The sequence below is a fragment of the Rugosimonospora africana genome (assembly GCF_016862975.1).
Lineage (GTDB): Bacteria > Actinomycetota > Actinomycetes > Mycobacteriales > Micromonosporaceae > Rugosimonospora > Rugosimonospora africana.
The window spans coordinates 1-14,498 of sequence record NZ_BONZ01000074.1 but is presented as its reverse complement, the minus strand read 5'-3'; the positions used below and the strand labels follow the sequence as shown (position 1 = coordinate 14,498).

Here is a 14,498-nt window from a genome sequence, read left to right as displayed (position 1 = left end):
TCCGCTCACGCGCAAGTTCGCTCACGACCACTCCTCTGCTGCGTCGGCAGCGACGGTGTCAGTGGCAGCCGCGTCGGCAGCGTCCCCCACCGGGGCCGGGTCGTATCCGGCCGGCGGACCGCCGTGCGTCCACGGCGTGTCCTCCCGCCTCGGGAAGTCGGCGACCGGCTGGTACCCGTCGGTCAGAGACGAGTAGCAGATCCGCTCCCCGACCTCCGGCACGGTACCGGGCGCGGGGGTGGCCGCCCGGCCCATGCCGCCGGACAGCTCGAGCAGCACGCCATCCCCGGTGATGGCGATCAGGGTCGCCTTCTGGCCGGACCGGGTCGGGGCGACCAGCGCCGTGCCTGGTGCCAGGCGCACCGGGTCGGCCGTGCTGACCACGATGTGCGGGCGCAGCTTGCGCGACCGGCCGGCGCCCTCGACCCGCTCCGGCTCGGCGGCCGTCACGGTGCCGACGAACGCCTCGCCGGCCAGCCGGTACTCGGCGAGCACCAGCGGATCGTCGAAGGCTCGCTGCGCGGCGTAGCTGGCCTGGGCGCGCTCCAGCCGGTTGAGCCGCTGGGCGGCCGCGGTCGCGCTGTCCCGCCGGGGCTGCGGCGGCCCGCCGTCGCGCAGGTGCTGCACGTGCGCCGTGTACGCCTCCTTGTCCGCGTCCCACCGCCCGGCCACCCGGGGACCGGCGGGCAGCGCGCGCAGCCGGTCGACCGCCCGCCAGACCAGGCCCCAGGTGGGTTCCAGCTGCGCGGTCAACGCCTTCTCCAACCCGGGTACGTCGCCGGCCTGGATGAGCGGGGCGAGCACCGTGCTGTCGAAGGTCGGATCGGTGGTCGGGCCCGCTGGCGGCCAGGTCCCGGCGTCCTCGGCCAGCACCGCGGCCTGGGCGCCGGTCAGCCCGACCGGCGGGTCGATCCAGCCGAGCAGCGCGGCGAGGTTCTGGTCCTCGACCAGGCTCTGGCCGGTCGCCCAGTGCAGTGCCAGCGCCTCGGTCGCGGCCAGCAGCAGGCACGAGCCCGGATACTCGGCCCGCTCGGCGAAGAAGGTGAGCCACCGGCCGAGCATCGGCACGGCGGGATCGACCGCGTAGTCACCGTACGAGCGGCGGAAGCGGGTGGAGCGGCCGAACAGCCGGGCGAAGTCGACGCCGCCGGGGTTGGGTACCACGATCTGTGGCGCGTCGGCGAACCGTACCCGGATGTCCCGCGCCCGGTCACCCGCCACCGCCTCCACCCGCGCGGTGAATCCGTCCGCATAGGACACGATGACGCCCGCCAGCGCGGTGGCGAACGCGAAGCGCTGGTCCCGGTTGCGTGGCTGGGCGACGACGAGCAGCCGGGGCTTGTCCGGATCGTCACCGACCATCGCGGCGAGCGGTGCGTTGGCTTCCCCGGCGAGGGTGAGCGGCACCAGGACCAGCGGACGGTCGTGCACGTGGACGTGACGCACCGTCGCGATCGGCTGCGCCCGCCCGGCGCGTACGGCCTCGGCGCGGGCAAGCGAGGTCAACGTACTCATGCGGCGTGGTCACCCCGATCCGGTCGCTGGCGCTTCCTCACGCACGCCTCGCTCATCCGACAAGTCCCGCTCACAGAGCCGAAGCCAGCGACTCGGCGCGCAGGCGGGCGGCCAGCCGCAACAGTTCGGCCGCCTCGGCCTGATCCGGGTCCGGCACCCGGGTCCCCGCGGCCAGGTCGAGCACCCCGGCCACGTCCGGTACGCCGCCCAACTCGTCGTGCACCGACCGGCCCAGCGCCGCGGTCTGCCCGCGTGCCTCGTCCCGGCAGAAGTACGCCAGCTCGCAGGCGTCCAGGCACTCCGGGGCATACCGCGCCCGGGTGGCGTGCAGCGCCCCGACGACCTCCACCACCGGCCGTCCCGGGACCGCCGAATCGTCGGAGAAACGTGGCGGGTGCTCGCCTCCGCCACAACCCGGCTCCGGCTGCGCTCCCGCGGCCCCCAAGTCGAACGTCAGATCCGCCGGCAAGGTCGCGATCAGGTCGCCGATGCGCGCCAGCCGGGACAGTTGCCGGGTCAGCACGGTCAGCTGCCGGCGCACGTCGACCAGCGCCGCGGTGGGCTGGTTGGCGAAGTTCTCCGGGCAGATCAGCACCACCTCGTCGGCGACCGTCTCCGGCCCGTACCCCAGCTCGGCGAGCAGCCCGCGCAGCGCCAGCACGTACACCGCCGCCTGGGTCGCGGCCGCGGCCACCTTCCGCCCGTCCGCCTGCCCGTCGATGACCGCGAAGGACTTGATCTCCACGACGTGGAAGCGCCCGCGCAGCCTGACCGCGATGAGGTCCGGCTCCAGATACGCGGCACGGCCGCCGACGTCCAGCCGTAGCAGCGGGTGGTCGAGCAGGACGCCGCCGTCCGGACCCGCGGCCGCCGCCTCGGCCAGCAGCTCGCGGGTGCGCGCGTGGCGCGCGTCGAGGCTCGCGCCGGTGCCGGCCGGTGCCAGGTCCGCGTAGGACACTTCGGGTACCGGCAGGCCCAGCCGCTCGCCCAGCAGCCGCAGCAGTCCGGCGCAACCGTCCGCCTTCACCTGTGCCTCGAACGCGTTGCCGCGGCTGATGGCGAACGGGGACTGCCCGGACGGCACCGGAAACTCCACGTATCCGGCCAGCTTCTGTTTGTCGATGCCGGCCGCGTCCAGTACGGCGCGCCGGTCGCAGCCCGGATTGGTGGTCAGCGCCGCGATCGTGCGCGCGGTGTGCTCCCGCACCGGCGCCGTACCGCGAATGCGCGCCAACCGTGCCTCGACGTCGCTCATATCGGCAGGCACCTTTCCGGGATCACCATCAGGGGTCGGCACGCGGGTCAGCACGCGGAGTCAGTACGGGTCAGCACGCGGCGAGCAGCGTGCGCAGCAGGCCGGCCAGCTGGGTGCGCTGCTGGGCCGGCAACTGGTCCAGCGCCGCGGTCTGTTCCGCCAGCCCGGCCTCGACCGCCTCATCGACGAGCTGGCGTCCCTTCGCGGTCAACTGTGCCCGCAACGCGCGGCGGTCGGCCGGATCCGGCACCCGGCGGACCAGCCCGGCGCGCTCCAGCTTGTCCAGCCGCCCGGTCATCCCGCCCGTGGTGAGCATCAGCGTGGCGGACAGCTGGCTGGGCGAGAGCGTATGCGGATCGCCGGCCCGGCGCAGGGTGGCGAGCACGTCGAACTCGCCGCGCCCGATGCCGAACGGTGCGTATGCCCGCTCCACCCGGTCGCCCATCAGCCGGCCGATCCGGTAGATCCGGCCGAAGACCTCCATCGGCAGCGTGTCCAGCTCGGGGCGCTGCGCCGCCCACTGCGCGACGATCGCGTCCACCCCGTCGGCCCGGCTCGCTGCTCTGTCCTGCGGCATGAGCCGAGTGTGCCACACCCCACCCCAGCCTCAGTTACTTGACGCTAAGTTTCTTAGTGCTAAGTTATCTCCAAGGCAACCGGAGGCGAGCCGGCACCTCGACGGGACGGCGTCTCGGCAAGGACGCACCTCGACGAGACAGCACCCCGAGACAGGGCCGGCACCTCAACAGGGGGACGGTGACAGGAACGATGACGCAGACGGCGACACGGACAGCGAATCCGACGATGACGCGGACGAAAACCAGGCGGGGCCCCGGCGAACGGGCGCTCATCACTGGAATGACCATCGACGCACTGGGTTCGGGCATGTACGTGCCGTTCTCCCTGGTGTTCTTCCAGCGGGTCACCGGGTTGCCGCTCGCCGTCATCGGCGCCGTCCTCACCGTCGCGGGACTGGTCGGCATGGCGTTGCTGCCGCTGGCCGGGGCGGCCGTCGACCGGTTCGGCGCGCGGCGGATGCAACTGGTCGGCTACGCGGTACGCGGCCTCGGTTTCGTCGCGTACCCGGCGGCCGGCACGCTGCCGGCGTTCGCCGCCGTCGCGCTGTTCACCGCGACCGGAGACCGCGCGTTCCCCGCCATCCAACAGGCGCTCATCGGCGAGGTCGCCACCGGCAGCGACCGGGACCGGCTCAACGCCCTGGCCCGCAGCCTGCGCAACGCCGGCCTGGGCGCGGGCGGCCTGCTCGCATCGCTGATCATCGGGCTGGCCGGCGACACCGGGTTCACGCTCGCGGCCTGGCTCAACGCGGTGAGCTTCTTCGTCGCGGCGCTGTTCGCCCGCCGGGTGCCGAGGCAGCCGGCCCGGGACCGCGAACGCACCCGGACGGGCTACCGGACGCTGCTCGCCGACCGGCCGTTCCTGGGCCTGACCGCGGCGAACTTCCTGATCGCGCTCGGGTACTCCGCGCTGTCCCTGCTGCTGCCGGCATACGCGGTGACCGTGCTGCACGCCCCGGCCGCGACGGTCGGCGTGCTGTTCGCGGTCAACACCGCGCTGTGCGCCCTGGCCGGCGTGCCGGTGAGCCGGGCGGCACGGCGGATCAGCCGGCGCACCCGGGTCGCCGCGAGCGGAGCCGCCGTGTTCGCCCTGGCGTTCGCCGGCTTCGCGGTGCTGGGCACCACCCGTCCGGGCGGCAGCGTGGTGCTCGCCGGCGCGCTGATCGGCACGACCGCGTTCTACACGGCCGGCGAACTGCTGCACAGCCCGGCCGCGAGCACCCTGGCGATCGAGGTGGCGCCGGACGCCGCCCGGGGCCGGTACCTGGCGGCGTACCAGCTGTCCTGGTCGCTGTCGGCGGCCCTCGCCCCGTCGCTGTTCACCGCGTTGCTGGCGGTCGACGGCCGGCTGCCCTGGCTGTTCCTGATCGGCTCCGTGCTGGCCGGCGCCACGCTGCTCATCCGGCTGGAGCGGCCGCTGGCCCGGCGCCGGCCCGCGCCGCTCCCCGGGGCCGTCCCCACTGCCCCGGAGGCCGCAGCGGTCTCCCCGGCTCCAACCGTCTCCCCGGCCCCAGCCGTCTCCCCGGCCGCATTCGGATCGCCGGCCGCAGTTACCCCCTCGGCCCCAGCCGTCTCGGTCCCAGGCGTCTCCGCTTCCCTGAGCCCCTCCGCCTCCCTGAGCCCCTCCATTTCCGGGGACACCGACCGCTTTCGGGTGACCTGCGGCGCAACGTCGCGTTAGCCGCCCCGGCGATCGGGTAAGCGATGAGGTCGGGTAAGCGTGAGAAGTCCGCCTCGACGGTACGGCGGCTCCGCTTTCCACGATTGGCAAGCGGGGGATTGACGTGACGAAGACCAATCTGGAGCCGGTCGCGGAGCCGCGGCCGGCTCGCCGCCGGCGGCTGTGGCTGGCCGTGGCCGTGCTCGTGCCGCTCCTCGGCGCCGCCGGGTTCGCCGGGCTGCGGCTGGCCGGGCCGCTGCCGGCGCCGCAGGTGATCCAGGCGGTGCCGCAAATGTACGTGATCCCCGGTACCCCGCCGATACTCCCCTGGCCGTCAGACGGGCAGGCGGTACTGGAGGTGGAGGGGCTCGGCGGCCTGGGCTCCTCGGGCGGCTCGAAGCCGGTACCGATAGCCAGCGTCACCAAGGTGATGACCGCCTACCTGATCCTGCGCGACCACCCCATGCGGGTGAACGAGGACGGCCCGACCCTGACCGTGTCGGCCGACGAGGCCGCCGCGTACCCGGACCAGTTCGCCCGCGGCGAGTCGCTGGTACAGGTCGAGGCCGGCGAGGTCCTCACCGAGCGGCAGGCGCTCCAGGCGCTGCTGCTGCCGTCCGCCAACAACATGGCCTACATCCTCGCCCGCTGGGACGCGGGCAGCCGGCCGGCCTTCGTGGCCAAGATGAACCGGGCCGCCGCGGACCTCGGAATGGCGCACAGCCACTACACCGATCCGTCGGGACTCGAAGCGACCACCGTCAGCACCGCCGCCGACCAGGTCACCCTCGCCCGGGCGGCGATGGAGTTTCCGGTCATGGCGCAGATCGTGGCGATGAAACAGGCCACGCTGCCGGTCGCCGGCGTGGTCAAGAACGTCAACTCGCTGCTCGGCGAGAACGGGATCGTCGGCGTGAAGACCGGCAACACCGACCAGGCCGGCGGTTGCCTGGTGTTCGCGGCCGACCTGGGCGTGAACGGACACCCGATCAAGGTGATCGGCGCGGTGCTCGGACCGGGCCCGGAGATGCAGGACGCGTTCACCGCGGCACGCCGGCTCATGGAGATCGGCAGCACGGTGGTGCACGAGTACCGGGCGGTGCACGCCGGGCAGCTGGTGGCCACCGTACGGGGGCCGCTGGGCCGGAGTACCACCCTGGTCGCGTCCGACGACCTGGACGTCCTCGGCTGGCCGGGGCTGACCTACCGGCTCGACACGCACGCCACCGTGCCGGACAAGATCGCGGCAGCGGTCGGCGTCGGCACGCTCAAGCTGACCGCCGACAACACGGCGGTCAGCACCGACGTGCAGACCACCGGCGCGCTGATCCCGCCCGGCTGGTGGGAGCGGATCGCGCACCGCTGAGCCGGTGCGGAGTGGCTGTCGGGCCTGCGGGTCACGCGCGCCGGGCGGTGTCGGGCCTGCGGGTTATGCGCGCCGGGCGATCCGGCGCGGTCGGGTCATCGCCGGTACCCGCGCCCCGGCCGGCATCGCGGTCGACCCGCGCACGGTCAGCTGGGTGGCCATGCCGTACGACGTGTCCCGGTCCCGGTCCCGCCCGCGCGCCAGCAGTTCGACCAGCAGATCGACGGCCTTGTGCCCGGCCTGTTCCTGGGGAATCGCCACGGTCGACAGGGCCGGGCTGCACATGGCGGCCATCGGGATGTCGTCGAACCCGAGCACACTGACCTCGTCGGGCACCCGGACCCTGCGGTCGGCCAGGCGGCTGAGCACGCCGAGCGCCATCAGGTCGTTGTAGCAGACGATCGCGGTCAGCCGCGCCGCGAGTGCGAGGTCGGTGCCGTGCACCCCGGCCTCGAACACCGGCGCGAACGGGCCGAACTCCACCACCGCCATGCCGTGCCGGGACGCCCGGCGCAGCCCGCGGCGGCGCTCCTGGTTGGACCATGAGGTGGACGGGCCGCCCAGGTAGGCGATGCGCCGGTGGCCGAGCGCGGCGAGGTGGTCGATCGCCTGCCGCATGCCGCCGACGTTGTCCATGACCACCGACGGAACCCCGGCCACCCGGCGGTTGACCAGGACCAGCCTGGTGCGGCCCAGCGCCTCCTTCAGCTCGGTCGACGACATCCGCGGCGCGCAGATGATGACGCCGTCGACCTGCTTCGCCATGGCGCGCACCAGTTCGACCTCGGCGCGCGGGTTTTCCTCGGCGTTGCCCAGGAACACGGAGTAGTTCTCCTCGCGCGCCCGGGCCTGCACACCCTTGAGCACGCTGGGGAAGAACGGGTTGGTCACGTCGGGGACGATCACCGCGAGGTTGCCCGTGCCGCCGCCGGGTGGCGCCCGGCGGGCTGTGCGGCTGGGCTGGTATCCCATGCCGTCGGCCGCCTGCAGAACGCGTTGCAGGGTGGCGTCGCGCAGCAGTTCGGGAACGGCGAACGCACGCGAGACGGTGGCCGCGGACACTCCGGCGGCGCGGGCGACGTCGTAGATGGTGACGGCCATCGGCGGCGCCTCCATCTCGGCTCGTCGAGCAGTTGCACAACCATCGCGCCGGTTGCTGCAACTTGTCAAGGCTGGCGACCGGGGGGCTTTCATCCCTGGCCGGCGGGCCGCGCTGCAACCAGTTTCAGTGCCGGAGACATTGACGGGCCACCGAGGCATTGATGAGTGTTGAACCCCGGTGACCGTGCCGACACACACCGGGCGGAGGGATGGGAAGCCGTGGCCGACGAGGGAGTGGTGAGCCGTCGCGACGTACTGCGGGGCGCCGGAGCGGCCGCCGCCGCGCTGACCGTACCGGCCCTGACGCCGGCCTTGACTCCGGGTGTGGCGGCGGCGGCCCCGGCGAAGGCCGGCGCGGCTTTTCCGCTCGTCGCGGCCGGCCGGGCGACACCGCTGATGGTCAGCGGACAGGACCATCCGGGAGTGGTCCGGGTGGCCGGCGACCTGCGGGCCGACATCGGCCGGGTCACCGGTGTCGAGCCCGAGGTAGGTGATCGGGCCGCCCCGGCCCGGGACATCGTGCTCATCGGTACCGTCGGCCGCAGCCCCCTCGTCGACGCCCTGGTCCGGCGTGGCCGGCTCGACGTGAGCGAGATCGCCGGCAGGTGGGAGTGCTCGCTGCGCGAGGTGGTGACCGACCCGTTCCCGGGCGTCCGCCGCGCCCTCGTGCTCGCCGGCAGCGACCAGCGGGGCACCATCTACGCCGCGTACGACGTGTCGCGGGAGATCGGCGTCTCACCCTGGTACTTCTGGGACGACGTGCCGCCGGCCCACCGGCCCGAGCTGTCCGTACGGTCGGCCCGGACGGTCACCGGCGAGCCGGCCGTGAAATACCGTGGCTTCTTCATCAACGACGAGAACCCGAACCTCGGCACCTGGGCGCCGCGGTACTTCGGCCCCGGCCTGGCGCCGGGCTACCCGGGCGGGTTCAACAGCAAGGTCTACGCGGCCGTGTTCGAGGCGCTGCTCCGGCTGCGGGGCAACTACCTGTGGCCGGCGGTGTGGGGCCGGGCATTCGCCGAGGACGACCCGGACAACCACGCGGTCGCGACGGCGTACGGCGTGGTGATGGGCACGTCGCACGAGGCCCCGATGATGCGCGGGATCGAGGAGTGGAACCGGCACGCTCACGCCGCCGTACGCGACTCCGCCGGAAACATCGTGACGCCGGGCAGCGACCCGTACGGCGGCACCGGCGAGTGGAGCTTCCGGCACAACGCCGAGGCCGTCACGGCGTACTGGCGGGACGGTATCCAGCGGATGGTGGACCAGCACTTCGAGGGTGTGGTCACCATCGGCATGCGGGGCAACGGCGACACCGCCCTGCCGGACGGCAACGGCATCGAGCTGATGGAGGACATCGTCGCCACGCAGCGGCGGATCCTCACCGAGGTGACCGGCCGGGATCCGGCCGCAACACCGCAGGTGTGGACGCTGTACAAGGAGGTGCAGCGGTACTGGGACCAGGGCATGGCGGTACCCGACGACGTGACCCTGGTGTTCGCCGACGACAACTGGGGAAACCTGCGGAAGCTGCCCGATCCGGCCCTGCCCCGGCGGTCCGGAGGTTATGGCATCTACTACCACTTCGACTATGTCGGCGGCGGCCGCAACTACAAGTGGGTGGACACCACGCTACTGCCCAACGTCTGGGAGCAACTGCACCAGGTCTACGCGTACGGCGTCAGCCAGCTGTGGGTGGTGAACGTGGGCGACCTGAAGGGCAACGAACTGGCGCTGCAGTTCTTCCTGGACTACGCCTGGGCCCCGGACGCCCTGGACGTGGACCGCATCCCGGACTGGGAGAGAGACTGGGCATCGCTCCACTTCGGACAGACGCACGCCGCGGCGATCGCGACGATCCTGCACACCTACTCCCGGCTGGCTTCGCGGCGCAAGCCCGAGCTCCTGAACCGGCGCATCACGAGCAACGGCACCAGCATCGTCTACGACGACCAGGCCAGCCCGTTCAGCCTGGTCAACTACCGGGAACTGGAGACCGTCACCCAGCAATGGCAACAGTTGGCCGCGGACACGGCGAAGGTACGCGACGCACTGCCGGACCCGCTCCGGGACGCGTACTTCGAACTGGTCGGGTACCAGGTGCTCGCGACGGCGAACCTGTACGCGCTGCGGCTGGCCGAGTTCACCAACCTGCTCTACGCGGGGCAGGGCCGGGCCGCCACCAACGACCTGGCCGCCACCGCCGAGGCCCGCCTCGCCGACGACTTCGCGCTGGCCGACCACTACAACACCGCGGTAGCCGGCGGGAAGTGGCGCGACTTCCAGCTCCAGCCGCACGTCGACTACGGCGACGTCGCCCGGTACGGGCCCAACGCGCCCTGGCAGGAACCGGAGGACAGCAGCGGGCGGGCACTGCCGGACGTCATCTTTCCCGCGGTACGACGGATCGCGGTGCCCGACATCGCCGAGCTGGGCGTCGCGGTCGACGGGTCGGACCAGTTCTGGCTCGCCGGGGCGGCCGGCGCCACGCTGCCGGAGTTCAGCCCGTACCAGAGCCAACCGGCGCAGTACATCGAGGTGTTCAACCGGGGCACGGTGCCCTTCGACTACGCGATCCAGCCGGCGGCCGGGTGGCTGACCGTGTCGCCGGCCCACGGTTGGGTGGACACGCAGGTACGCGCCACCGTACGCGTGGACTGGCGCCGGGCACCGGCCGGCACCACGACGGTACCGATCGTCGTCACCGGCCCGGGCGGCGCGAGCGTCCTGGTCCGGGCCGTGGTACGCAACGCCAGCGTCCGGCCGTCCCGGACACCGACCCACGTCGAGGCCAACGGGTACGTGTCGATCGAAGCGGACCACGTCACCACGGCCGTCCACGCCTCCGGCGTCCACTGGCGGCGCATCCCCGACATCGGCCGCACCGGCTCCGGCATGAAGGCGTTCCCGGTCACCGCTCCGGCCGCGACCCCAGGGCCGGGCTGTCCGCGGCTGGAGTACCGGCTGCAGCTGTTCACCACCGGCCCGGTCGTCGTCTGGGCGTACCTGTCGCCGCGCAACAACGTGCTGCACGGTGCCGGCATCCGGTACGCGGTCTCGTTCGACGACGACCCGCCACAGATCGTGAACGTCACCACGGCGGCTCCGGTGGCCGACGACGGCACCATGAATCGGCCCTGGGAACGCAACACCTCCGACAACGTGAACCGGACCTCGACCGCGCACACCATCGCGACCGCCGGCCCGCACGTGCTCAGGTTCTGGATGGTCGATCCGACCGTGGTGCTCCAGAAACTGGTGGTGGACACCGGCGGCGTCGCGGAGAGCTACCTCGGTCCGCCGGAGAGCCTGCGCCTCGGCGACAGGTGATCGGAGCTCGCCCCCGACCCCCCACGTGACCGGAGGTCACAGGATCCCTTGCGTGACCGCAGGTCACCGATCCCTTGCGTGACCGGAGGTCACGGTGATCCGACCCGGGCGGGCCGCGGGTCCCAGCGGGCGAGTCGGGCGCGGAAGTCCGCCGGGTCGCCCGGCGCACCCGACCACGCCGTCTCGGCCAGCGCCCACAGCCGGGGGGTGGCCAGGTGCCACACGTGGGCGGGCGTCGGGGCGAACTCCGTCCAGATCTGGGCCTGGGTGCCGAGCACACCGGGCGAGTCGCCGTACGCGCGGAGGAGGCCGGCGAGCGGATCGAAGCGGTACGCGTCGTCCAAGGTCAGCAGGTGCCCCGGCTGGCCTGGCGGCTCGTCCGGCTCCTCGCTGGCCGGGTAGTCGAGGAACGTCCACCGGTACGGCGCCATGATGACCTGATGTCCCCGGGCGACCGCCCGGGCGCCGTGTGCCGGGTCGCGCCACGCGGTCAGCACCATGTCACCGGGCAGGCCGGCGTCCTCACCGGACTCGTCCCAGCACACCGCGCGGCGACCCAGCCCGGACAGAAAGTCTCCCATCTGGCCGAGGAACCAGCCGTGCAGCCGGTGCGGACCGGAAAGACCCAACTCGGCCGCCCGGCGCCGGGCCTGCGCGCTGGCCTCCCACTGCGCGGTCGGGCACTCATCGCCGCCGACGTGCACGTACCGGGCCGGGAACACGTCCACGACCTGGCCGAGCACTTCCCGGCAGAACTCCAGCGTCGCGTCCCCCACACCCAGGATGTCCTCGCTGATCCCCCAGCTGGTCCAGACCGGGAGTCGCCGTCCGGGATGGTTGCCGAGCTGGGGGTACGCGGCGAGAGCCGCCCGTGTGTGGCCGGGCATCTCGATTTCCGGTACCACACTCACCCCACGCTGCTCGGCGTGCCGCACCAGCGCCCGCAACTGCGCCTGGGTGTAGAAGCCGCCGTGCCGCTGGCCGTCGAACCGGGTGCTGCCGGCCGGCCCGACCATGGTCTCGCTGCGCCAGGCTCCGACCTCGGTCAGCCGCGGCCACCCGTCGACCTCCATCCGCCACCCCTGGTCGTCGGTCAGGTGGAGGTGCAGCACGTTGAGCTTGTGCAGGGCGATCTCGTCGACGAACCGGTACAGGAAGTCCAGCGGCATGTAGTGGCGGGCCACGTCGAGGAGCACGCCGCGCCACGGCAGCCGGGGCGCGTCCTCGATGGTCAGGCACGGCCAGCGCCATGCTTCGCGTGGCGCGTCCGGCGCCGAGGTCTCGCGGGGCAGCAGTTGGCGCAGGGTCTGCACGCCGTGCCGGAGACCGGCGGGGTGTGCCGCCCGCAGGATGACCGCGTCGGGGCGGACGTCCAGCCGGTACCCTTCGGGGTCGCCGCCCGGCGTGCCTTCCAGGCGCAGCTGGATGCGTGACTCGCCGGAGCCCACACCGTCAGAGCCCACAACGTCAGAGCCCACACTGCCAGAGCCCACCCGGACCATCGGGAAATACTCGGCCAGCAGGGCGGCGACCTGCTCGGCGCCGGGCGCGGCGGTGACCAGTTCCGTGCCGGGCACGGCATCGGCCTGCCTCGCGCCGGGCACGGCGGTGACCCGCTCCGCGCCGGGCGCGGCGGACGATCCGAGCACGAACTGCCCGGGATGCCGGATCACCGTGGTGGGTCGGGGAATGATCACGTCGGCCCTTCGGGGTACGGTGCGACGGCCTCGCGCCGGCGCGGCTGATGGGGTTGCTGGCTGCCCTGGGCTGGCTGCCCTGGGCCAGCTGTCCTGGGCTGGATTCCTTGGGTTGGCTGCTCCTCGCGGCGGCTACTCCTTGACCGCTCCGGCGGTCATGCCGGCGACCAGGCGCCGTTGAATGATCATGAAGAACACGACGACCGGCAACGCGAAGAGCGTGGACGCCGCGATCAGGCCGCCGTAGTCGGTACCGGTGTTGGTACTGAACGACACCAGCCACACCGGCAGGGTGTACCTGGACTGGTCCTTCATCATCACGTACGCGAAAATGTAGTCGTTCCACGCCGTGATGAACGCGAAGACGCTGGTGGCGATGACACCCGGCATGACGAGCGGGAGCAGGATCGACCGGATGACGGTGAGCCGCCCGGCCCCGTCGACCATCGCCGCCTCCTCCAACTCCACCGGTACCCCGTAGAGAAAGCCGCGCAGCGTCCAGATGGTGAACGGCAGCACCAGGGCGAGGTACGTGACGGTGAGCCCGATGAGGCTGTTGAGCAGGTGCATGCTGCGCAGGCTCAGGAACAGCGGGATGAGCAGCGCCGGCTGCGGGATCATCTGGATGACCAGCACGCCGAGCAGGAACGACCGGCGGCCCAGGAAACGGAAGCGGGTCAGCGCGGTGGCCGCGAAGAACGCCACCACGATGGACAGCACCACCACCGCACCGGTCACCACCAGGCTGTTGCGCAGGTACGTGGTGAAGTACGGCTTCTCGACGGCGTCGGTGAGGTTGGCCAGGCTGAACGGGATCGGCAGGAACCTCGGCGTCGGGGTGAGGATGTCGCCGTACGGCTTGAACGTGGTGTTGAGCATCCAGTACACCGGGAACGCCCACACCAGGCAGAAGACGACGGCCGCCGCGTTCAGCGCGCGACGCCGGCGCCTCACAGTTCATCTCCGGAGCGCAGCAGCCGCCGGATGTAGTAGGCGGTCAGGCCCAGCAGAAGCAGCACCGACACCACCGCGATCGCCGCACCCTGGCCGTACGACTGGCTGCTGAACGCCTTGACGATGGCCCAGATGCCGAGCGTCGTGGTTCCGGAGCCGGGGCCGCCCTGGGTCAGGATCCAGATCTGGTTGAACACGGTGAAGTCCCAGATCACCGACAGGATCGTGACGAGCAGCAGGATCGGGCGCAGGAACGGGATCGTGATGATGCGGAAGCTCTGCCAGTAACCGGCGCCTTCCAGGGCGGCCGCCTCATAGTAGGTGCGCGGGATCTGGCTGAGCCCTGCGTGCAGGGTCAACGCCACGAAGGGTACCGACTGCCAGACGACCAGCGTCCACACCACGAAGAACGCGGAGCCCGACCGGGCCAGCCAGTCGTGCTGGCTGAAGTCGCCGAACACCCGCACCGAGTCCAGGCCCCAGTTCACCACCCCGTACAGCGGCTGGAACAGCCACTGCCAGATCAGCGTCGAGGCGACGCTCGGCATCGCCCAGGCGGCGATGAGGCACAGAGTGACGGCGGTGCGCATCCGGCGCCCGAGTTCCCCGAGCATCAGCGCGACCAGCATGCCGATCAGCAACGTGCCGGCCACCAGCGCCACGCAGAACACGACGGTACGCGCGAGCACCGGTACGAACTCGCTGTCGCTCAGGATTCCCCGGTAGTTGGCCACGCCGGCCCACGGCGCCTCGCCGGTGAACAGCGCCCGCAGCCCGTAACTGCGCAGGGAAATCAACACGAGCCGGACCAGCGGGTACCCCTGGACGAGCGCGAGGACGACGGCGGCCGGCAGCAACAACACGTACGGCAGTGCCCGGGTGCCCCGCCGGCCGGCCGCCGACCGGGTGGTGGCGGCCGGCCGGGTGGTACCGGATGATTCCGGAGCCCGGAGGATCGTTGTCACAGCAGCGTCCTTCGCGTCGCTGGCTCACTCATCACTGGCTCGCGCGTCACTGGTCCGCGCGTCACTGGCTCGCG

The 14,498-nt window shown here is 72.2% G+C and carries 10 protein-coding genes; 3 read left to right on the top strand and 7 right to left on the bottom strand.

What is annotated here, in order from left to right; all coding sequences use genetic code 11:
* Positions 1–21: 21 nt before the first annotated feature.
* The 3 genes from Raf01_RS34960 to Raf01_RS34950 form a co-directional block, all read right to left on the bottom strand.
* Positions 22–1,515 (bottom strand): hypothetical protein, encoded by a 1,494-nt coding sequence (locus tag Raf01_RS34960; protein ID WP_203922377.1) that lies wholly within the window; start codon positions 1,513–1,515, stop codon positions 22–24.
* A gap of 70 nt (positions 1,516–1,585) precedes the next feature.
* Positions 1,586–2,770, bottom strand: a complete 1,185-nt coding sequence (locus tag Raf01_RS34955; RefSeq protein ID WP_203922376.1) for a hypothetical protein — start codon at positions 2,768–2,770, stop codon at positions 1,586–1,588.
* A 70-nt stretch (positions 2,771–2,840) separates the two neighbouring features.
* A complete protein-coding gene (locus Raf01_RS34950; RefSeq protein WP_203922375.1) occupies positions 2,841–3,347 on the bottom strand; it encodes a MarR family winged helix-turn-helix transcriptional regulator in 507 nt (168 codons plus the stop codon).
* A gap of 281 nt (positions 3,348–3,628) precedes the next feature.
* On the opposite strand from Raf01_RS34950, the gene Raf01_RS34945 reads away from it, so the two are divergent.
* Positions 3,629–5,029, top strand: coding sequence for an MFS transporter (locus tag Raf01_RS34945; protein WP_203922374.1), 1,401 nt, complete (start codon positions 3,629–3,631; stop codon positions 5,027–5,029).
* A gap of 103 nt (positions 5,030–5,132) precedes the next feature.
* Positions 5,133–6,374, top strand: coding sequence for a D-alanyl-D-alanine carboxypeptidase family protein (locus tag Raf01_RS34940; RefSeq protein WP_203922373.1), 1,242 nt, complete (start codon positions 5,133–5,135; stop codon positions 6,372–6,374).
* Positions 6,375–6,437: 63 nt separating this feature from the next.
* Here Raf01_RS34940 and Raf01_RS34935 read toward each other — a convergent pair whose 3' ends face one another.
* A complete protein-coding gene (locus tag Raf01_RS34935) occupies positions 6,438–7,475 on the bottom strand; it encodes a LacI family DNA-binding transcriptional regulator (protein ID WP_203922372.1) in 1,038 nt (345 codons plus the stop codon).
* A 219-nt stretch (positions 7,476–7,694) separates the two neighbouring features.
* Between Raf01_RS34935 and Raf01_RS34930 the strand changes: the two genes are divergently transcribed.
* Positions 7,695–10,808: a glycosyl hydrolase 115 family protein gene (locus Raf01_RS34930; protein WP_239134212.1), complete on the top strand. Its 3,114-nt coding sequence runs from the start codon at positions 7,695–7,697 to the stop codon at positions 10,806–10,808.
* Positions 10,809–10,897: 89 nt separating this feature from the next.
* On the opposite strand, the gene Raf01_RS34925 is transcribed toward Raf01_RS34930, so the two are convergent.
* The 3 genes from Raf01_RS34925 to Raf01_RS34915 all read right to left on the bottom strand — a co-directional run bounded on the left by Raf01_RS34925 (position 10,898) and on the right by Raf01_RS34915 (position 14,424).
* On the bottom strand, positions 10,898–12,505 hold the full coding sequence (locus Raf01_RS34925; RefSeq protein WP_203922371.1) for a beta-N-acetylhexosaminidase: 1,608 nt from the start codon (positions 12,503–12,505) through the stop codon (positions 10,898–10,900).
* Between the two features lie 132 nt (positions 12,506–12,637).
* Positions 12,638–13,459, bottom strand: coding sequence for a carbohydrate ABC transporter permease (locus tag Raf01_RS34920; RefSeq protein ID WP_239134211.1), 822 nt, complete (start codon positions 13,457–13,459; stop codon positions 12,638–12,640).
* Positions 13,456–14,424 (bottom strand): carbohydrate ABC transporter permease, encoded by a 969-nt coding sequence (locus tag Raf01_RS34915; RefSeq protein WP_203922370.1) that lies wholly within the window; start codon positions 14,422–14,424, stop codon positions 13,456–13,458. Before Raf01_RS34915 ends, Raf01_RS34920 begins: the two co-directional genes overlap by 4 nt.
* Positions 14,425–14,498 lie beyond the last annotated feature (74 nt).